This window comes from Escherichia sp. MOD1-EC6162 (assembly GCF_002965125.1).
In the GTDB taxonomy this organism is placed as follows: domain Bacteria; phylum Pseudomonadota; class Gammaproteobacteria; order Enterobacterales; family Enterobacteriaceae; genus Escherichia; species Escherichia marmotae.
In genome coordinates, this window is sequence record NZ_PTSB01000036.1 from 17,123 (window position 1) to 37,423 (window position 20,301).

Annotated in this window: 19 protein-coding genes and 2 tRNA genes; 10 read left to right on the top strand and 11 right to left on the bottom strand. The window is 50.8% G+C overall.

Going from position 1 to position 20,301, the window contains the following annotated elements; translation table 11 throughout:
• Window positions 1–12 precede the first annotated feature (12 nt).
• The 4 genes from A9587_RS21310 to tssH all read right to left on the bottom strand — a co-directional run bounded on the left by A9587_RS21310 (window position 13) and on the right by tssH (window position 5,299).
• Window positions 13–420 (bottom strand): BPSL0067 family protein, encoded by a 408-nt coding sequence (locus A9587_RS21310; protein ID WP_000332236.1) that lies wholly within the window; start codon window positions 418–420, stop codon window positions 13–15.
• Between the two features lie 51 nt (window positions 421–471).
• Window positions 472–1,986 carry a type VI secretion system contractile sheath large subunit gene (tssC, locus tag A9587_RS21315; RefSeq protein WP_000245852.1) on the bottom strand — a complete coding sequence of 505 codons (1,515 nt, stop codon included), beginning with the start codon at window positions 1,984–1,986 and terminating at the stop codon, window positions 472–474.
• 24 nt (window positions 1,987–2,010) lie between these two features.
• Window positions 2,011–2,556 (bottom strand): type VI secretion system contractile sheath small subunit, encoded by a 546-nt coding sequence (tssB, locus tag A9587_RS21320; RefSeq protein WP_000996822.1) that lies wholly within the window; start codon window positions 2,554–2,556, stop codon window positions 2,011–2,013.
• 100 nt (window positions 2,557–2,656) lie between these two features.
• The gene (tssH, locus tag A9587_RS21325; protein WP_105263895.1) at window positions 2,657–5,299 is read right to left on the bottom strand and encodes a type VI secretion system ATPase TssH; all 2,643 of its coding nucleotides are present in this window, start codon (window positions 5,297–5,299) and stop codon (window positions 2,657–2,659) included.
• A gap of 332 nt (window positions 5,300–5,631) precedes the next feature.
• Between tssH and tagK the strand changes: the two genes are divergently transcribed.
• The 6 genes from tagK to A9587_RS21355 are packed head-to-tail and all read left to right on the top strand — an operon-like array spanning window position 5,632 to window position 11,802.
• A complete protein-coding gene (tagK, locus tag A9587_RS21330; protein ID WP_105263894.1) occupies window positions 5,632–6,543 on the top strand; it encodes a type VI secretion system-associated protein TagK in 912 nt (303 codons plus the stop codon).
• Window positions 6,533–7,363, top strand: coding sequence for a type VI secretion system accessory protein TagJ (locus A9587_RS21335; protein ID WP_000183894.1), 831 nt, complete (start codon window positions 6,533–6,535; stop codon window positions 7,361–7,363). The genes tagK and A9587_RS21335 overlap by 11 nt, the downstream gene beginning before the upstream one ends.
• Window positions 7,360–7,854 (top strand): type VI secretion system baseplate subunit TssE, encoded by a 495-nt coding sequence (gene tssE / locus A9587_RS21340; RefSeq protein ID WP_001515754.1) that lies wholly within the window; start codon window positions 7,360–7,362, stop codon window positions 7,852–7,854. The genes A9587_RS21335 and tssE overlap by 4 nt, the downstream gene beginning before the upstream one ends.
• Before the next feature lie 15 nt (window positions 7,855–7,869).
• Window positions 7,870–9,753 (top strand): type VI secretion system baseplate subunit TssF, encoded by a 1,884-nt coding sequence (gene tssF, locus A9587_RS21345; RefSeq protein ID WP_105225021.1) that lies wholly within the window; start codon window positions 7,870–7,872, stop codon window positions 9,751–9,753.
• Window positions 9,750–10,745, top strand: coding sequence for a type VI secretion system baseplate subunit TssG (gene tssG, locus A9587_RS21350; protein WP_001515752.1), 996 nt, complete (start codon window positions 9,750–9,752; stop codon window positions 10,743–10,745). The genes tssF and tssG overlap by 4 nt, the downstream gene beginning before the upstream one ends.
• 10 nt (window positions 10,746–10,755) lie before the next feature.
• Window positions 10,756–11,802, top strand: a complete 1,047-nt coding sequence (locus tag A9587_RS21355; RefSeq protein WP_105263893.1) for a type VI secretion system protein TssA — start codon at window positions 10,756–10,758, stop codon at window positions 11,800–11,802.
• 148 nt (window positions 11,803–11,950) lie between these two features.
• Here A9587_RS21355 and A9587_RS21360 read toward each other — a convergent pair.
• A tRNA-Asp gene (locus A9587_RS21360) sits at window positions 11,951–12,027 on the bottom strand.
• A 132-nt stretch (window positions 12,028–12,159) separates the two neighbouring features.
• Window positions 12,160–12,891 (bottom strand): DNA polymerase III subunit epsilon, encoded by a 732-nt coding sequence (gene dnaQ / locus A9587_RS21365; protein ID WP_010379295.1) that lies wholly within the window; start codon window positions 12,889–12,891, stop codon window positions 12,160–12,162.
• 64 nt (window positions 12,892–12,955) lie between these two features.
• Here dnaQ and rnhA point away from each other — a divergent pair, with 64 nt between their 5' ends.
• Complete coding sequence (rnhA, locus tag A9587_RS21370; RefSeq protein WP_000917882.1) at window positions 12,956–13,423, top strand: ribonuclease HI; 468 nt, start codon at window positions 12,956–12,958, stop codon at window positions 13,421–13,423.
• Here rnhA and A9587_RS21375 read toward each other — a convergent pair.
• On the bottom strand, window positions 13,420–14,142 hold the full coding sequence (locus tag A9587_RS21375; RefSeq protein ID WP_001515751.1) for a class I SAM-dependent methyltransferase: 723 nt from the start codon (window positions 14,140–14,142) through the stop codon (window positions 13,420–13,422). The genes rnhA and A9587_RS21375 overlap by 4 nt on opposite strands.
• A 33-nt stretch (window positions 14,143–14,175) precedes the next feature.
• On the opposite strand from A9587_RS21375, the gene gloB reads away from it, so the two are divergent.
• Together gloB and mltD are read left to right on the top strand one after the other, a co-directional pair.
• A complete protein-coding gene (gene gloB / locus A9587_RS21380) occupies window positions 14,176–14,931 on the top strand; it encodes a hydroxyacylglutathione hydrolase (RefSeq protein WP_001515750.1) in 756 nt (251 codons plus the stop codon).
• Between the two features lie 71 nt (window positions 14,932–15,002).
• A complete protein-coding gene (gene mltD, locus A9587_RS21385; RefSeq protein ID WP_000644687.1) occupies window positions 15,003–16,361 on the top strand; it encodes a murein transglycosylase D in 1,359 nt (452 codons plus the stop codon).
• A gap of 47 nt (window positions 16,362–16,408) precedes the next feature.
• Here the strand turns inward: mltD and A9587_RS21390 are convergent, their stop codons facing one another.
• Window positions 16,409–17,179, bottom strand: coding sequence for a class I SAM-dependent methyltransferase (locus A9587_RS21390; protein WP_000211694.1), 771 nt, complete (start codon window positions 17,177–17,179; stop codon window positions 16,409–16,411).
• A gap of 77 nt (window positions 17,180–17,256) precedes the next feature.
• Window positions 17,257–18,057, bottom strand: coding sequence for an endonuclease/exonuclease/phosphatase family protein (locus A9587_RS21395; RefSeq protein ID WP_001230982.1), 801 nt, complete (start codon window positions 18,055–18,057; stop codon window positions 17,257–17,259).
• Between the two features lie 241 nt (window positions 18,058–18,298).
• Here A9587_RS21395 and yafC point away from each other — a divergent pair, with 241 nt between their 5' ends.
• Entirely contained in the window at window positions 18,299–19,213 is a 915-nt protein-coding gene (gene yafC, locus A9587_RS21400) for a DNA-binding transcriptional regulator YafC (RefSeq protein WP_000648552.1), read from the top strand.
• Here yafC and dkgB read toward each other — a convergent pair.
• Complete coding sequence (gene dkgB / locus A9587_RS21405) at window positions 19,210–20,013, bottom strand: 2,5-didehydrogluconate reductase DkgB (RefSeq protein WP_105263892.1); 804 nt, start codon at window positions 20,011–20,013, stop codon at window positions 19,210–19,212. The two genes, yafC and dkgB, sit on opposite strands and share 4 nt — an antisense overlap.
• A 162-nt stretch (window positions 20,014–20,175) precedes the next feature.
• Window positions 20,176–20,252 (bottom strand) — tRNA-Asp (locus tag A9587_RS21410).
• Window positions 20,253–20,301: the final 49 nt, after the last annotated feature.

Sequence of the window (20,301 nt, forward strand, 5' to 3'; positions counted from 1 at the left end):
TGAATCTATCCTCTACTCAATAACATAAAAAGCTTCAGCGTTATTACTGGCATCATGATATGTCCCATCACTGCGCATCCCACCTTTTCTGGAGATTTTGCGCGCAGATACATTCGAGGCTTTGCCTGTCCACTGATCCATAACATAAATATACGAATCATCCTGTTCGAGATAGAAAGCAGCATGTTTATGAGCATTGTCCCCCGATGGATATTTCCCATTCACAAAAGTCGCAATTGCTGTTCCTCTGGGAATCGATTTGTCTCCGAAAACCTTCCGACCCTGCTTCCACGTTCCGGTATGCCCCACATGTGCATATACCTGAACCAAGAACACACATTCCTTTCTGTCTCCTGCCCCCGCCATTCCCACCATTTCAGTGCCCTGCAATGAATCTACCAGTCCATAAACATATGCCATATATCCCCCCTGAGTATTACCCGACATCATTCATTAAAATATTCATAAAAATCAGGCAGTACCCTGTTTTACTGACGGCAGTTTTGTCACCAGACGCAGCGATCCTGTTAATCCTTCAAGCTGAAAATGCGGGCGCAGGAAGAATTTGGCATCGTAATAACCCGGATTCCCCTCCACTTCTTCCACCACTACCTCAGCAGCAGCCAACGGACGGCGGGCTTTGGTTTCCTGCGAGGAGTTCACCGGATCGGCATCAACGTAGTTCATGATCCATTCATTGAGCCAGCGCTGCATATCTTCACGCTCTTTGAACGAGCCAATCTTGTCGCGCACGATACATTTGAGGAAGTGCGCAAACCGCGAGCAGGCGAATAGATACGGCAGGCGTGCGGAGAGATTGGCGTTGGCCGTGGCGTCCGGATCGTAATATTCCTGTGGTTTTTGCAACGACTGTGCGCCAATGAAGGCGGCGTAATCAGAGTTTTTGCGGTGGATCAGCGGGATAAAACCATTTTTCGCCAGTTCAGCTTCCCGACGGTCGGAGATGGCAATTTCCGTCGGACATTTCATGTCCACACCACCATCGTCGGTAGGGAATGTATGACAGGGTAGGTTTTCCACCGCACCACCAGACTCCACACCACGGATCAACGTACACCAACCGTAATGTTTGAAAGAACGGTTGATATTTACGCCCATTGCATAGGCAGCATTGCTCCAGACATATTTGCTGTGGTCTGCACCATCTGCATCTTCTTCAAAATCAAACTCATCGACAGGGTTTGTTTTCGCACCATAAGGCAAACGGGAGAGAAAACGTGGCATCGTCAGGCCAATGTAACGAGAATCCTCACTTTTTCGCAGCGAATTCCACGGAGCGTATTCGAGGTTTTGGGTCACAATTTTGGTCAGATCACGCGGGTTAGCCAGTTCCTGCCAGGAGTCCATCTGCAACACTGACGGAGAGGCCCCGGCAATAAACGGCGCATGGGCTGAGGCAGCCACTTTGGCAATGGAGCCGAGCAGATCCACATCCGGCGGGGTGTGATCAAAATAATAATCCGCAATGATACAACCGTAGGGTTCTCCGCCTAACTGCCCATATTCAGCTTCATACAGCTTTTTGAACATGGGGCTTTGATCCCAGGCGATCCCTTTGTAACGCTTCATATTTTTCCGCAATTCATCCTTTGAAAGGTTCATAAAGCGGATTTTTAATTTTTCATCGGTTTCGGTGTTGTAAACCAAATGTTCCATCCCACGCCAGGAAGACTCCAGTTTCTGAAAATCCGGATGACTCAGGATTAGCTTGATCTGTTCCGTTAATTTGAAATCGATCTGCTCAATAATCGTAGCAATACTTTTGTAAGCATCGTCACTGACGGTGACTGTATTTGTCAGAGCCTGTTGGGCCAGCGTCTGAACTGCAGCCTCAACAGCCTTTGCAGCCTGAGGTGTCTTGGGACGGAAGGCTTTATCCAGCAGTGAATCAAATTCAGTGTCCTGATAGGCTGTGCTTTGCTCAGCAGTGAGATCGCCTGTCGCCAGAAGAGTATCGTTTACCATGAAAATTCCTTAATAAAATCGCAGTTAGTCTGTTGTTCCCGTTTCACCTGATAAGACACTTTCCTGTTGAGTGACAGGTTTTGGTGCACTGGCCAGAGCGTTCAGTAACGTCGGGTCTTGTAAGAGTTTATTGATCAGATTTTCTGCTCCTGCTTTACCATCCATATAGGTTTGTAGGTTGGCAAGCTGAGTACGTGCTTCCAGCAGTTGGTTCAGGGCGTCCACCTTGCGGGCAATCTGCGCAGGTGAAAAATCATCCATATTCTCCAGCGTAATATCGACCATTAACTGCCCTTCGCCCGTCAGCGTATTGGGGACAGCAAACGCCACGCGCGGCGCAATAGCCTTCATTCGCTCGTTGAAATTGTCGATGTCAATATCAAGGAATTTACGATCGGTTACTGTGGGCAACTCTTCACGTGGCTTACCGGCCAGATCGGCCAGCACCGCCATGACAAACGGCAGTTCGATTTTTTTTTCGGAGCCATAAATCTCAACGTCATACTCAATCTGCACGCGGGGCGCACGGTTGCGGGCAATAAACTTCTGCGCGCTGTTGTTGATAGCCATAATCCTTCATTTCCTTATCAGTCAGCCGCCGACCGCCAGGAGAGCGGTTCAACGGTACAGTTTAAAAATGCACAGCAAACAGTTGGTTCATACGGATAAATCATGCTTCATGAACCGTTTCAAAAATAATCTGTTCATCCTCATCAACACGAATGCGGATTTGCGTGATGGCCGTTTTCTCTGTCATCGCCTGCAACCAGTAACGGGACAGTTGTGGGAGGAGATGTTGTTCGATATAGCCGATAAGCAAACGAGCGCCGGTTTCGTGCATCGGGCAATGTGCCACTATGTGCGTAATTAATTCATCGCCATAGACGAGTGAAACGCCATGCTGCTCTGCCATCCGCTCCATCAGCCTGTCAAGATGCAGGCGGGCAATAACGCCACGCGCCGTCTCATCCAGCGGCAGATAGGGGATAACCGTCACCCGTCCCAGGAAAGCAGCCGGGAAGTGTTTGCGTAACTCCGGCATTAAGACTTCTTTTAATCCTGACAAATCAGGCAGTAGCGCCGGATCCTCACACATCTGGCTGATAAGGTCCGCTCCTGCGTTAGTGGTCAACAACAGCGTGGTATTTTTGAAATCGATGTGGACACCTTCGCCATCCTCCATCGCGCCTTTATCAAATACCTGGTAGAACAACTCATGGACGTCATGATGGGCTTTTTCAATTTCGTCGAGCAGCACCACGCTCCAGGGATGACGACGTACAGCTTCCGTCAACACGCCGCCTTCGCCATAGCCCACGTAGCCGGGCGGCGCACCTTTCAGCGTGGAGACGGTATGGGACTCCTGAAACTCGCTCATATTGATGGTGATCAGGTTCTGTTCGCCGCCGTAAATAGCTTCCGCCAGCGCCAGCGCGGTTTCGGTCTTACCCACACCGGACGGCCCGGCCAGCAGAAAGACACCCACTGGTTTACGCGGGTCACCTAAACCCGCCCGCGCGGTCTGGATACGCTCACCAATCTGCACCAGCGCATCCATCTGCCCGGTAACACGCTGCGCCAGACGGATGGGGAGTTCGAGGATCTGGCTGGCTTCATCTTTCACCATGCGCCCGGCGGGAATGCCTGTCCAGTCGGAGACAATCGCTGCCACCACCGCCGCGTTAACTTCCGGGAACACAATGGGGTTTTCACCCTGCCAGACTCGTAATGCAGTTTCCGACTGTTGTAACGTGGTTTCATCACGCTCATCGGGCTCTGCGGCACGCTGTTCCTGTAAGGTATGAACCAACTCCAGTTCCTGCTGCCAGCGCGCTTCGGTGTCAGAAAGATCTGCATTCAGTGAGGCGATCCGTATCGTCAGTATGTCGCCCCGCTCTGCGCGGATACCCATTTTTTCCTGCTTTAATAACAACTCCTGCTCCAGTTCGGCGGCATTGAGCTGCTGACGCAGATACTGGACTTTCGCTGGTGGGGTATGCAGCGACAGCGCTACACGGGCCGCCGCCGTATCCAGCAAGCTGATAGCCTTGTCCGGTAGCTGCCGGGCCGGAATGTAACGGTGAGAAAGCTGTACGGCGGCGCGCACAGCCTCATCAAGGATCAGGACGTCATGGTGTTTTTCCAGCGTGGTGACTAACCCGCGTACCATCTCAACAGCAGCAACCTCTTCCGGCTCTGCCACCTGCAACACCTGAAAACGCCGGGTCAGCGCCGGATCTTTTTCGATATGGCGTTTGTACTCACTCCAGGTGGTTGCGCCGATGGTGCGCAGGGTGCCACGCGCCAGCGCCGGTTTCAGCAGATTGGCAGCGTCGCCCGTACCGGATGTACCACCAGCGCCCACCAGGGTGTGAACTTCATCGACAAACAGAATAACCGGCTGCGGCGAACGCGCAGCCTCTTCCAACAACGCCTTCAGGCGGGATTCAAATTCGCCCTTCATGGACGCCCCGGCCAGCAGCGCCCCGACATCCAGCGACAGCAGACGCACGTTTCGCAGTGAAGGCGGCACTTCGCCCCGGGCAATCGCCAGCGCAAATCCTTCCACCACAGCCGTTTTCCCGACGCCCGCCTCGCCGGTCAGCAGCGGATTGTTCTGCCGACGACGCAGCAGAATATCCGTCATGGTACGAATTTCGTGTTCGCGGCCGGTGACCGGATCAATATTGCCTTCACGCGCCAGTGTAGTCATGTCCTGACAGTATTTCGCCAGCGCAGATTTACTTCCGCTTGATTCGCTGGCAAATACCTGGCTAGCTTCCCCCGGTACTGCAGAATTCAAACCCGAGCCGTCATATGGCATTTCTGTTATTTCAGAAGATGATGTGATTAAAGACGGAAGGATATCTAATAGTTCATCTACCGGTAGCCCAGCCAAAGGCGCACAGATATTTTTTAACACCCGATGCAATTCTGGCGTGGTTAACCAGGCAAGTAATAACCAGCCACTACGAATTTTTTGATCACCAAAACGGATACTTGCCAACATCCAGGCTTTTTCGACAGATAGATCGATATGATGGGAAAAATCGTTAATTACACTCGCCCCGGCAGGCAATATCTCCAGTTGTCGAATTAACGCATTCTCTACATCAGCAGATGTTATTTGATAGTGTCGAAGCACATTGTGAATGTCATTCTCTGGTTGTTGTATGAGTTGATGCAACCAATGTGTCAGTTCGACATAAGGATTAGCACGTAATTTACAGAACGTTGTCGCGGATTCCAAAGATCTAAATAAAGATTTGGTCAGCTTTCCATATAGTGCACTGCGTGAAACAGGAGTGTCCATCTGTTACACCTGATGATGTAAAATCATATAAATGATACATAAGCATAACTGTATCGATTAAAATTCCTAATTAATAGAATCATCAAAAACCCAGAATGAAACAATGATGCATATCACAGAACACAATGTAATATAGCAGTTAGTATCTTTTTTATGGTGATATTCAATATGGCAATTTAATTTCATATATATTATGAATATATTACGCTAAAAATCACCACTATATATTTCCGCGAAGACTAATATTGATAAAGCAAATTGATCAGTATTGCTTATCTAAAAATTTTAATTAATTATTCTGTTGAAAAAAACACTCTACACAGTGATATGCAATGAAACAAAATATTACCTGGGGACTACAAAAAATACAGGCGCATGGGATCTCCGATAACACAATTTATGCGACTGCAGGAACCCAAATTATCTTCACCGTTACCACTCCCTGGATCCCTGTTTTTGAGGCAAATGATGATGTAAAGATTGCCCTCAGTCTGACCCGCCACGAAGAGGCATGGTGGATAATTAATCAGTCTGATGAATATTGTTGCACGGTAAATGATCAGATTGTCGAGCCGCATCACCGTATGCGCCTGAACGAAGGAGACTTGATTGAATGGGGATTATCTTCATGGTGTCTTGTGCGCGGTAACCTACCATCCACGGCTTTACACGTGGAAAAGACGACAGCGCAGATTACCGCTTCACCAAAAACAATGATTGAGTATCTCGATCTCGACTGGTTTCGACAACAGCAAACACAACCGCAAAACCCGTTCGATATCATTCCGATCCACGGCGCAGTCACCACAGAAGTTGCCCCAGAAACAGATAACCCACTCCCCCTTCTTTATCAAGAATACCGCCAGGCGTTGTCGTCCCCCGAACAGGATATTCATCACCATGTTAATCCTTTTCCCCTGTACGAAGAGGCAGTCACACAGGATCTGACCTCCTTATGCAGCCTGACCTCTGAAACTGATACATTGCAGGATATAGTCACTGGTGGGCTAAGTATTGACGCGATTCTCGATGTGCTGGATACCACCGGCGAAGAAGAAACCACCTGGCCTGTCGAAACGATTCTCCCCGATATCCTGCATCTGCTTTCCCCGGAATATGCACAGGAAACGATACATAACGCCATTCTACCCGACCTGACACAACGTGAGCACCGCATCATCGGCATTGACAGTCATTACCGGGTCACCCCGGTACAACACGGAGATATTTATCATGACAAATAATAACGTGCTACCGGCGATGTTGTCGGCGCTGTTGCGGGATTATTCTGTAGCGGAAGGAATTCAGATAGCGGAGCAACAGGTAAAGAAGCAGCCGACGTTGGCTTCACATCGGCACAATCTGTTTCAGTTATTGTGCGTGACAGGCTGTTGGTCGCGGGCGCTACAACAAATTCAGCTTTGCGCCCGAATAGACGCTAATTATACCCGAGAGGCTCAGATATTTGGGGAGCTGATCCGCTGTGAGATATACCGCCACACCTGCTTTCAGGGGGAACAGCGTCCCGGTTTTATTCTCTCCCCGCCCGCGTGGATGGAGAATTTGCTGGCCGCCCTCACCGGTAACACCCGTGGTGAAGCGCAGGAAGCTGATGTCCACCGCAACCGCGCACTTGAGGCCATCACAGACACTACCGGGCAGTGGAATGGCGGTAAATTTGACTGGATTAGTGACAGTGATTCCCGTACCGGCCCGGTACTCGAACTGATCGCGGGCGGTGTATATATCTGGCTGCCATTTTCACAAATTCGTTCGCTGAAATCGCCACGGCCCGTGCATCTGACCGATTTGCTCTGGAAACCCGTCAACATCACCCTGCATAACGGTGACACGCACAGCGCCTGGCTGTTTTCCCGCTACAGCGGTTCTGAAAGTGCTTCTGACACCTTACGCCTTTGCCGGGAAACCGTCTGGCAGGACGGGCCAGGAGATACCCTGGTTACGGCACTGGGACAAAAAATGTGGCTCACCAGTCACGGCGATATCAGCCTGCTGGATATGACCGCCTGTACCTTTAATGCGCCCGAAGGTAGTGACGCATGAGCGACTTTCGCCTGCGCCATAGCAACCACCTGATGCCTACATTGTTTGATCGACTGTGTGACGATGCTCCACAGCAGAAGCGCGACCACGATATCAGCGTCAGTCCGGTACAGCTCAGGGAGATCATCCGTAGGGATTTGTCATTTTTGCTCAACACGGTCAGTCATGAAGATAATATTGATGCCGCGCGTTACCCGCAGGCTGCGGCTTCCGTACTGAACTACGGTCTGCCGCCGCTGGCTGGCAGCTTTCTGTATGAACACAAATGGGACGATATCCGCAGGGCCATTTTACGTACCATCATTCGGTTTGAACCCCGCCTGAAAGCATCCACTCTGCAAATCATCCCGCTCCAGGATGAGCGCCGCCAGAGCGGTCATAACACATTACAGTTTGAAATTCGCGGCGAAATCCTCACGCAGCCGTACCCTACAGCATTTCGGGTACGCAGCGTGCTGGATATGGAACAGAGCCACATTACATTTTTTTAATACAGAAGGTGACCGATGGATCCACGGCTACTGGAATACTACAACCGCGAACTGAGCTATCTGCGGGAAACGGGAGCCGAATTTGCCGCCCGTCATCCTAAAGTCGCCGCCCGGCTGGGTATGCATGGAACGGATATTGCCGATCCGTATGTAGAAAGGATGGTTGAGGCCTTCAGCTTCCTGACCGCCCGCACGCAGCTTAAAATTGATGCTGAATTCCCCCGATTCACCCAGCGTCTGTTGGAGGTCGTCAGCCCTAATTACGTTACCCCCACGCCCTCAATGAGTGTGGCGCAACTCCATCCCGACCCGGAAGAAGGTGATCTGGCAAAGGGGTTCACCGTACCGCGCAGCACTGCCTTTTTTTCCGCCATCCCGGAAGGTGAAAGCACCGCCTGTCAGTTTCGCAGCAGCCAGGATGTGACACTGTGGCCACTCGCCATCGAAGAAGCACGTCTGACCGCCGCACCGCCAGATATGCCCGCCCTGCACCGCTACCTGCCTGCTAACATTCACGTTGCTGGCGCGCTGCGTATTACCTTGCGCACCTTCGGTGAACTGACTTTCAGCCAGCTTGCCGGGCTGGACAGGCTGCCGCTTTATCTCTGCGGCGAGGAACGCACGGCCTCACACCTGTTCGAACTGCTGCATACCAGCGCTATCGCCACACTGGTTGGCGTTCCGGGCCATTTTGACGGCATGTTGGATGTGAACCTGAAACAGCCCGTCATGTATGAGGGTCTGGAGCCGGATCAGGGACTACTGCCGCTGGCGTGGAACGTATTCCACGGCCATAACCTGTTGCATGAATATTTCGCCTGCCCGGAGCGATTTTATTTTTTCACACCAACGGGACTGTCTGCCGGGCTACAGAAAATTCACGGCGGCGTGGCGGAAATCGTCATTTTGCTGAACCGCCTGCCGCCGGACTGGCTTACCCACCAGACGGATGCCACACAGCTCAGTCTATTCTGTACCCCGGTTGTCAACCTGTTCCCCCGAGTCACCGCCCGGATCGACGTCACGCACAGCACGACGGAGCAGCATCTGGTAGTAGACAGAACCCATCCACTGGATTATGAGGTGTTCTCGGTTCAGGAAGTGGAAGGGCTGGAAACTGACACCACACGGAAGATAGCCTTTCGCCCGCTCTACCACACGCGCAATAACGATGAAGGCAACCACGGGCGTTATTTTTCCCTGCGCCGGGAACCGCGCCGCTTATCAGAAAACGCCCGCCGTTACGGCACCCGAACCCCCTATACGGGTTCGGAAGTGTTCCTGTCACTGGTTGATCAGTATGAAGCGCCGTACCCGGAAAATCTGCGCCATATCACCATCACGGCCATGATAACCAACCGCGATCTCCCCTGTCTTATTACACGCAATGGCCGGAACGACCTGACCGTGGATGCGGCAATCCCGGTGGCGGGCGTCGGGCTTATCCGTCCACCGCGACCGCCGCAGCCCCCGCTGGCTGAACGTGAAATGGCCTGGCGGTTGATCCGCCAGTTATCTTTTAATTATCTGCCACTGGCCGATCTGGATCACCGCACCGGCGGCCAGGCGTTGCGCGATCTGCTGAGCCTGTTTATTCCGGCGCATGACAGTCCGCTGTCGCGTCAGGTGCGTAGTCTGGTTGGCTGCAAAACGACACCGGTCACACGTCGTCTGCCAGGTTCCGGTTTGCTGGTCTATGGTCGAGGCGTCAGTTGTGAACTGACCGTGGATGAAGAAGGCTTCTCGGGTATCAGTCCATATCTGTTCGGTCTGGTGCTGGAGCATTATATCGCCCGTCATGTTTCCATTAACACCTTCTCGCAAATGACGCTACACAGCATGCAGCGCGGCAGAATTATGACCTGGCCGGTCAGGGCTGGACAGCGGGGAAGCATATGAGCGGCAATTTCACGCAGGCGCAGGAAACTCCCTGGCGTTACGGTTTTCTGAACCTGATGCGTCGCGTTGATGTGCAGTTGTGCACCATCCCGGCTGGCGGCACATGGCAACCGAGGATGGAAAAATTTCGCCTGGGACAAACACCTGCGCTGACCTTTGCACCAAGGGAAATCGCCAGTGTGAGCTGGCAGGAAGGACGACTGAACATCAGCCTTTACAGCCTCGGGCTGTGGGGGCCGAACGGCCCGCTACCGCTGCACTACACAGAACTGGCACATAACCGGACCGAAAGCCGCCGCGATCCGACACTAACTCGTTTTTCCGATCTTTTTCATCACCGCTGGCTGACGCAATTTTACCAGGCATGGCGCAGCGCTCAGTCCGCCGGGGGCGGTCTGGATAATCCGCAACATGACCGCTTTGCCTTTTATATCGCCAGTCTCAGCGGACAGGATTTGCGGGAATGCGCCGACAGCCCGTTGCCGGATCACGTTCGCCTTGCGGCATCGGCTCATCTGGTGCGTGAATCCCGCAATCCGGACGGACTGGCAGCCACGCTGGCGCACTATTTCGGCGTGCCATTCCGGGTACAGGAGTACGTTTTGCACTGGATAGCCGTAGCAAATGACGAGATCACCCGACTGGGCATTCCTGCCCCCTCTTCCGTTATTGGCAACGGCGCACTCATAGGACAGGCCGTACCGGACATGCAGTATAAGTTTCGGCTGGTCATTGGTCCGCTGACACTAGAGGATTACCAACGTTTTCTGCCTGGCGGCAATAATTTGCCGGTGCTGACGGAACTGGTTCGCGCCTTCACCGGTTTTGAATACTGCTGGGAAATTGAGCTACAGCTTAAACCACACACTGCACCTCCGGTTGTTACAGGCGGCCCATACCAGCTTGGCTGGACTGCCTGGGCTGGAAAGGCCATGCATGATAACCCGGTGACGGGCATGATTTTCGAACCTGAACACTATCTGGCGTACTGAGGATAATTTAATGGAAACATCTCTGGCTGACCCTGTTTCGGCTGAATGCCCATGTGGCCCGGATCTGGAGTACGATCCTGAATACCTGCTGCTGTTCACCCGCGCAACGCCGCGTGAAGAAGCGCAATACGGCGATTTTGTCAGTACGCCGGAAACCATTAACTGGGCGGAGCTTGAGCGGGATGCCCGCCGCCTGCTGACGCGCAGTAAAGATATCCGTATTCTGGTTGTCCTGCTACGCTGCCGTATCCAGCAGGCCGGTGCCAGAGGGCTGGCGGAGGCATTTACCTTACTGGAAATGCTGTGCGCCACGTACCCGGACACCATCCATCCACAACTGCTCGCGACTGAAGATATCACCGCCGAAGATGCTACAGTAGCACGCAGTAACGCGCTGTCGGCGCTGCTGGACCACGAAGGAGTAATGGCGGATATTCGTGGCATTATGCTGTCAAACAATGCTGCTATGCGCCTTCAGGTACGGGATGTGGAGCGTTCGCTGTCTGCATCACGCCCGACGGATGCGCTGGCACCAGAATCAGTACGCCAGCAACTGGCCGACCTGGAAGCTCAAGGCGCACTGCCGCTGGATGCCTTTCGCCAGGCCTCGGAAACCACAGAGCGCCTGCAATGTCATGCGCGTGCAACGCTGAATGATCATGCCCCGGACTTTTCGCGTCTTACACAATTGCTGGCCCTATTGCCAAGAGCGGTGCAGAGCACCACACCGGAGATCCCGCCGCAACCGCAGGCTGAACAGCCGGAGAACGCCGCCATCGATCATACTGAACAGATACAGGCAGAGCACGTTGTGCCACCGGTACATACTGCGGTGGGAATATCTCCGCTGCCCGGCGCAGAACCCCGGCAGATCCGTGACCGGAACGACGCGCTGGAACGTTTACGAGTTATACGTCGATGGTTTGAGCACAGCGAACCGAGCAGCCCGACTATTCCCTTGCTGCGCCAGGCGGAACGGCTGATTGGAAAACGCTTCTCGGAGGTAATAAATGAAATTCCAGCAGAACTGCTGGAGAAATGGGATGCGCTGGAATAACAGAAATGGACGGAATGTATAACGGCTGGCCATTATATTATGTGGCCATTTTTTAAATCATATCCGTTTTAATTCTGGGGCAACAAATTCCCTCAGCGTCCAAAACGACGAAAGTCCGAATCATTACTGATTCGGGTTTTCTGAATACTGGCGGAACGGACGGGACTCGAACCCGCGACCCCCTGCGTGACAGGCAGGTATTCTAACCGACTGAACTACCGCTCCGCGTTGTGTTCCGTTGGGAACGAGGCGAATATTACGGACTGCCTCGTTCTTCGTCAACGGTTTTTCTCATCTTTTGAATCGTTTGCTGCAAAAATCGCCCAACGTGCTATTTTTAGCGCCTTCAACGGATAATTATGCCCGCCAGAGGCAGCTTCCGCCCTTCTTCTGCACCAGATCAAGACGGGCTTCATGCGCTGCAAGCTCTTCATCTGTCGCAAAAACAACGCGTAACTTACTTGCCTGGCGCACAATACGCTGAATTGTCGCTTCGCCTTGTTGCTGCTGTGTCTCTCCTTCCATCGCAAAAGCCATCGACGTTTGACCACCGGTCATCGCCAGATAAACTTCCGCCAGGATCTGAGCATCGAGTAATGCCCCGTGCAGCGTACGCTTACTGTTATCTATTTCATAGCGAGCGCATAACGCATCGAGGCTGTTGCGCTTGCCAGGAAACATTTTCCTCGCTACCGCAAGGCTATCGGTTACCTTACAGAAGGTATTGGTCTTTGGAATATCGCGCTTGAGCAGCGAAAACTCGTAGTCCATAAAGCCGATATCGAACGCTGCGTTATGGATCACCAGCTCCGCGCCGCGGATATAGTCCATAAACTCATCAGCTACGTCGGCAAACGTGGGCTTATCAAGCAAAAATTCATCGGCAATACCGTGTACGCCAAAGGCTTCCGGGTCTACCAGCCGATCGGGCTTCAGATAAACGTGGAAGTTATTGCCCGTCAGACGACGGTTCACCACTTCAACGGCACCAATCTCAATAATCTTGTGGCCTTCATAGTGCGCGCCAATCTGGTTCATACCGGTGGTTTCGGTATCGAGAACGATCTGGCGTGTAATTGCAGTGCTCATAGCGGTCATTTATGTCAGACTTGTCTTTTTACAGTTCGATTCAATTACAGGAAGTCTACCAGAGATGCTTAAACAGGTAGAAATTTTCACCGATGGTTCGTGTCTGGGTAATCCCGGGCCGGGTGGTTATGGCGCTATTTTACGCTATCGCGGACGCGAAAAAACCTTTAGCGCAGGCTACACCCGCACCACCAACAACCGTATGGAGTTGATGGCTGCTATTGTCGCGCTGGAAGCGTTAAAAGAACATTGCGAAGTCATTTTGAGTACCGACAGCCAGTATGTCCGCCAGGGGATCACCCAGTGGATCCATAACTGGAAAAAACGGGGCTGGAAAACCGCAGACAAAAAACCGGTAAAAAATGTCGATCTCTGGCAACGTCTCGATGCCGCGTTGGGTCAGCATCAAATCAAATGGGAATGGGTTAAAGGCCATGCCGGGCATCCGGAAAACGAACGTTGCGATGAACTGGCTCGCGCAGCAGCGATGAATCCCACGCTGGAAGATACGGGCTATCAAGCCGAAGTTTAAGCCTGCGGCTTACGAAATTGCCGGGTGGCACCAACCGCCTGGCGAATTCGCGGTTTGTTTTTGCTCTGTTTCATCGGGTTGAGCGTTAGAGGAATAGTCCGTTTCCGGGCAACAATAAGTTGTAAGCAACCAAGCGCAGGAATATGCGTGCTCAATAGTTTTCCACCATATTTGTTCCACGGGAGAACATGGAAACGGCTGGCATGCACTACTTCAAAATTCAACAAAGAAAGCCAGTCCAGTTGCCGCATCAGGGTAAACATCCGGCTATTATAGGGCGATGTTTTTCGCAATACCGGCACAAGTTTACGTAATCCCATTAAACTGATGGGATTGAAGCCAGTAATAACCAGCCAACCATCATCAATCAATACCCTATCGGCTTCGCGTAATAAACGATGCGGGTCAGTGCACCACGGCAACGTATGCGCCAGTAGACAAACATCGACGGATTTATCGGCAAAAGGAAGATGAAGCGGATCCGCCTGCACTTGTACGGGCGTTCCTTGTGCAGAAACATTCACTTGATGAGAAACCGCGCACGCTTCGCAATTGATTTCTGCGCTTAAATTGCCAATCTTAAGCAGATGAAAACCATACATTTTAGCGAACCATGGGTTGAGCTGACGCTCCAGCGCCTTGCGATAAAGCTCTCCCCAGGGCAAATCGCCCCAGCAATCAGGAGCCACGACAGTTTGAGGGTTCCTTGCCGGTTTCATCACAACCTTCCGTTTCGCACTGAGAGGTAATCTATGAATCTTAACAGTATTTCCGCCTTTGATGACAATTACATCTGGGTTTTATCTGATGAAGCAGGTCGTTGCCTGATTGTCGATCCGGGAGAGGCAGAACCTGTATTAAAGGCGATTTCAGATAACAACTGGCAACCAGTAGCGATTTTCCTCACTCACCATCACCACGATCACGTTGGCGGTGTAAAAGAACTGGTAGAAAAGTATCCGCAAATTGTGGTGTATGGACCCGAAGAGACACAAGATAAGGGAACAACGCAGGTAGTCAAAGATGGCGATACTGCCTTCGTTTTAGGGCATGAATTTAGTGTAATTGCTACACCAGGTCACACTTTAGGACATATCTGTTACTTCAGCAATCCTTATCTATTTTGCGGCGATACTTTGTTTTCTGGAGGATGCGGGAGGATATTTGAAGGTACTCCACCACAGATGTATCAATCACTTAAAAAACTAAGTGAACTTCCTGATGATACATTGGTGTGTTGTGCTCATGAATATACTTTATCAAATATGAAGTTTGCCTTGAGTATTCTTCCGCACGATTTGTCCATAAATGATTATTATCGTAAAGTTAAGGAGTTACGGGCAAAAAATCAAATAACACTCCCCGTAATTCTGAAAAATGAGCGACAAATTAATGTTTTTTTGAGAACAGAAGATATTGATTTAATTAATGTAATTAATAAAGAAACATTATTGCAACAACCTGAAGAGCGTTTTGCATGGTTAAGGTCAAAGAAAGATAGGTTCTGATAAAACTTTCTTGTCATTGGCTTCGTTCGCCGTTATGATCGGTCGTCTTTTAAGCAACTATTGACACACACATGAAGGCAAAAGCGATATTACTCGCCTCTGTCCTGCTCGTAGGTTGCCAGAGTACCGGTAACGTTCAACAGCACGCACAGAGCCTTTCTGCAGCTGGTCAAGGGGAAGCAGCAAAGTTTACAAGTCAGGCACGATGGATGGACGATGGGACGTCTATCGCGCCAGATGGTGACTTGTGGGCTTTCATAGGCGACGAGCTAAAGATGGGAATTCCGGAAAATGACCGGATTCGCGAACAGAAACAGAAATATTTACGCAATAAGAGCTATCTCCACGATGTAACTTTACGGGCAGAGCCGTATATGTACTGGATTGCCGGGCAAGTTAAAAAACGTAACATGCCTATGGAACTGGTACTACTACCCATAGTGGAGAGCGCTTTTGATCCTCACGCAACGTCTGGCGCCAATGCCGCAGGCATCTGGCAGATCATTCCGAGCACGGGGCGCAATTATGGTTTGAAACAGACCCGCAATTATGATGCGCGTCGCGATGTTGTTGCTTCAACAACGGCTGCGCTGAACATGATGCAGCGTCTGAACAAAATGTTTGACGGCGACTGGCTTCTGACCGTAGCGGCTTATAACAGCGGCGAAGGTCGAGTCATGAAGGCAATTAAAACGAACAAAGCGCGTGGTAAATCCACGGACTTCTGGTCGTTACCGTTGCCACAGGAAACGAAGCAGTACGTGCCTAAAATGCTGGCATTGAGTGATATTCTCAAGAATAGCAAGCGTTATGGCGTACGTCTGCCGACGACCGATGAAAGCCGTGCTCTGGCGCGTGTACACCTGAGTAGCCCAGTTGAAATGGCGAAGGTTGCAGATATGGCGGGAATTTCTGTCAGCAAGCTGAAGACATTCAACGCTGGCGTAAAAGGTTCCACGCTGGGCGCAAGTGGTCCGCAATACGTGATGGTGCCAAAGAAACATGCAGATCAACTGCGTGAATCTCTGGCTTCAGGCGAAATTGCTGCCGTACAATCAACTCTGGTTGCCGACAATACGCCACTTAACAGCCGTGTTTACACCGTACGCTCTGGCGACACGCTTTCAAGCATCGCTTCACGTCTCGGCGTAAGCACAAAGAATTTGCAGCAGTGGAACAATCTGCGCGGTTCTAAGCTGAAACCCGGCCAAAGTCTGACGATTGGCGCGGGTAATAGCGCACAGCGGCTGGCAAACAACAGCGATAGCATTACGTATCGTGTGCGCAAAGGCGATTCGCTTTCAAGCATTGCTAAGCGTCACGGCGTGAACATCAAAGATGTGATGCGCTGGAACAGCGACACTGCGAATCTGCAACCAGGCGATAAGCTGACGTTGTTTGTAAAAAACAACAACATGCCAGATTCCTGACAAACCAGATAACAGAAAGGCACCGATTCCCCCGGTGCCTTTTTTATTTATGCCGCTTTATGAGCTTCAATCATAATAGTATCACTGGTGAAAGAGCCATCATTCTGCAAGGCAAAATACGTTTTCACCTCTGTAGATGCGCTCTGTTGGTAAACACGAATAGCGTCTGCTAATACTTCTGGCGTGCGCATTCTCGCGACCCACGAAGAAAATTCCAGCGGCAATTTATCGGTGATCAAGTTATCAACAACCAGACTGGCTTCATTGACTAACGCCAACCATTCGCCACTGGAGTAGTTGCGCACGTGAGAAGTATCACGTAACGCTTCTACCGTCTGTAACCAAATATCGCGCACCGAATGACCCGGTGACATCACATCCATCACAATCAACAGACCACCGGGCTTCAGTACCCGATTCACTTCACGCAGTGCCGCACCGACATCATGCCAGTGATGGGCAGAATAACGACTGATAACAATATCAAAAGAGCGATCGGCAAATGGCAGGCATTCAGCATATCCCTTGCGAGTAGTGATATTTGTCAGTTGCCGTGCATTGGCCGCTTGTGTAACAACATCCAGCATTTGTGAAGATAAATCATACGCCACCACCGCCTGCACATTTTGCGCCGCGACAAAGCTGGCATGTCCTGCTCCACAGCCCATATCAAGCACGCAAGCTTCAGGATATCCGGCCAGACGCGCAGCCAGACGCTGCAAGTCTCGCCCGGATGCATGCACGGTACTGGTTAAATACTCACTGGCCTGCGAGCTAAACTGCTTTTCTACATGGTCATGGTGGGATTGTGTTGTCATTGCGCTGTCCTTTAGTTGTTTGAGTATTAAAGGGCAGCGCCAAACATTGGTCTGCCCTGTGGCAGACCTGACATACCTTATTTATCAGGCTTGCCGGGACCGAATTCAACGAGTAGCGGATTGTGATCGGAAGCGCGCGTAACCAGTACGGAAGCTTCACTAACATTCAGCCCACGGTAGAAAACAAAATCGAGCGGACGACCAAACGCCCGACGGCGTTGATCATCAGTAAAACGCACCTGACGCAGCGACATTTCCCGCGCAAAGCGGTATAAGGCATTCATCCTTCTACGGCTCCAGGCATTGAAATCTCCCGCCATAATGACCGGGCCGCTGTGGTGGGCTATCTGATCGCCAATAGGAAGTAACTGCTTACTATAGACATCCACGCCCAGGCTGAAGTTAACGGCATGAATATTCACCACCATCAATAAACGCGTATCTGGCAATGGGTAGACCGTCACCAGCGCCGACTTTGCCAGACGCAAAATAGGTTCTCGTTCGCGTAACGGGCAGCAATAAACAGGATGCGCCGCCGAAAGCGTCATAACACCGGAAGGATGTTGTGGCAGTACGAAAGCAGGCACCTGATCAGCGGCGAGATAGTTAGCGGTCGCAAACTGCACTAACTCTGGTGTTGTTTGCGCTTCCTGCAATAACACCAGATGCGCATCTTTGCCGTAATTTTTCAGTACCGACAACCATTCAGCACGTTGCTGTTTGTAAATGTTCCACACCAGGATCCGAATACGCTCTTCGGTACTTAACGGCTCTCCGGGGGGTAATGCCTGGCCGATGCTCGCAAAAGACCCTGGCGGTAAGATCCTTTCCGCAGGTTGTCCGGCAACATAGCGCATGGCATAGGTGTTTTTTCGCACTTTTGACTTTGAAACCTCTATTACGTCAACCCTTCCGCACTCGGGAGGGTTCTACTGTTATAGGGATTTTAGCTCACTCTTTCAACGAGCAATTGTATATTGTTATGTAAGCAAGTGCTTACATCGGACAGAATTTGGCTCATCATTGATGATCATTAAATCGGATGACTTATCACCTGTCCGAATGGTTTAATAACAAATAAATTCAAAATCTCTTTTATATTTTGCAACAGGAGCAAAAATGAAAGCCACGTCGGAAGAACTCGCCATTTTTGTTTCGGTAGTCGAAAGCGGAAGTTTTAGCCGGGCGGCAGAACAATTAGGACAAGCGAACTCTGCGGTAAGCCGGGCGGTGAAAAAGCTGGAGATGAAACTTGGCGTTAGCCTGCTTAATCGCACCACGCGGCAACTTAGCCTGACGGAGGAAGGGGAACGTTATTTTCGGCGTGTGCAGTCGATTTTGCAGGAAATGGCCGCAGCAGAATCAGAAATCATGGAGACACGTAATACGCCACGCGGACTGTTACGAATCGATGCCGCGACCCCCGTGATATTGCACTTTCTGATGCCGTTGATTAAACCATTTCGTGAACGCTATCCGGAAGTTACTTTATCGCTAGTCTCCTCCGAAACCATTATTAATTTGATCGAAAGAAAAGTGGATGTTGCGATTCGCGCCGGCGCATTAACGGATTCCAGCCTCCGAGCCAGACCGTTGTTTAACAGCTATCGAAAAATTATCGCCTCCCCCGATTATATTGCCCGCCACGGGAAGCCAGAAACTATCGACGATTTAAAGCAGCATGTTTGCCTGGGATTCACTGAACCAGCCTCCCTCAATACCTGGCCGATAGCCTGTAGCGATGGGCAATTACATGAGGTGAAGTACGGTTTGTCATCCAATAGCGGGGAAACGCTGAAACAACTTTGCCTGAGTGGCAACGGGATCGCGTGTTTATCTGACTATATGATCGACAAAGAAATTGCACGTGGTGAACTGGTAGAGTTAATGGCAGATAGAGTACTGCCAGTGGAAATGCCTTTCAGCGCCGTTTATTACAGCGACCGTGCAGTGAGCACCCGTATACGAGCCTTTATCGATTTCCTTAGTGAGCATATAAAAACAGCTCCCGGAGGAGCTGTCAGAGAAGTTTAATCCCATTCAGGAGCCAGACCTTCCGGACTTACGAGGCGGTCGTTGCAATCCAGCGTGGCGATCGCTTTTTTGTCTTCGGCATCAAGCTGTAAATTTACTGCCTGCAGGTTACTCTCCAGATTTTCGCGTTTAGTAGAAGAAGGAATAACCGAGTAACCTTCCCCCATCGCCCATGCCAGAATCACTTGTGCCGGAGTCGCATTGTATTTCGCGGCGATACGAGCAATAACCTCATCTTTCAATGCCTTCCCATAAGCCAGCGTCATGTAGGAGGTAATATGAATGTCGTGCTGTTTAGCCCAATCGACCACTTTATGGTTTTGCAGATAAGGAGAGAGCTCAATCTGGTTGGTGGCGATGTTTCCAGCGCCAACAGCAGTAATCGCTTTTTCCATCAACGGGATAGTGAAGTTGGAAATACCGATCTCACGCGTCAGTCCTTGTTTTTTCGCTTCCAGCAGCGCCTGCATAAACTCTTCTACTGATACCGCATCATTTGGTGACGGCCAATGGATCAGTGTCAGATCGACATAATCGGTACGTAATTTTTGCAGACTATCCTTCAAACTCGGGATCAGTTTGTCTTTGCTGAGATTTTCAATCCAGATTTTAGTGGTGATATAGAGTTCATTACGTGGTATGCCGCTTTCTGCAATCGCCTGACCTACAGCAGCTTCGTTATCATAGATTTGTGCGGTATCAATTGCGCGATAGCCAAGTTCCAGCGCGGTTTTTACTGATACAATAACAACGTCATCCTTCAGACGGAAAGTACCTAAACCAAATGCAGGGATAGCCATAATATGCCTCTTTTAATGATATGTTCGTTAACTGAGATGATTATGGACTTCAGATTGTTGCGGAAAAAGAGCGTAAAATGCAGAGGATTTTTGCGATTCTGGCAATAATGAAATTGCAGACGAAAAAAAACCTCGAGCGTTAACTCGAGGCTTCTTAATAAGTGGCGGAACGGACGGGACTCGAACCCGCGACCCCCTGCGTGACAGGCAGGTATTCTAACCGACTGAACTACCGCTCCACCGAATTCTTTTACAACCACCAGTTTTATGACCGGCTTACTGCTAAAT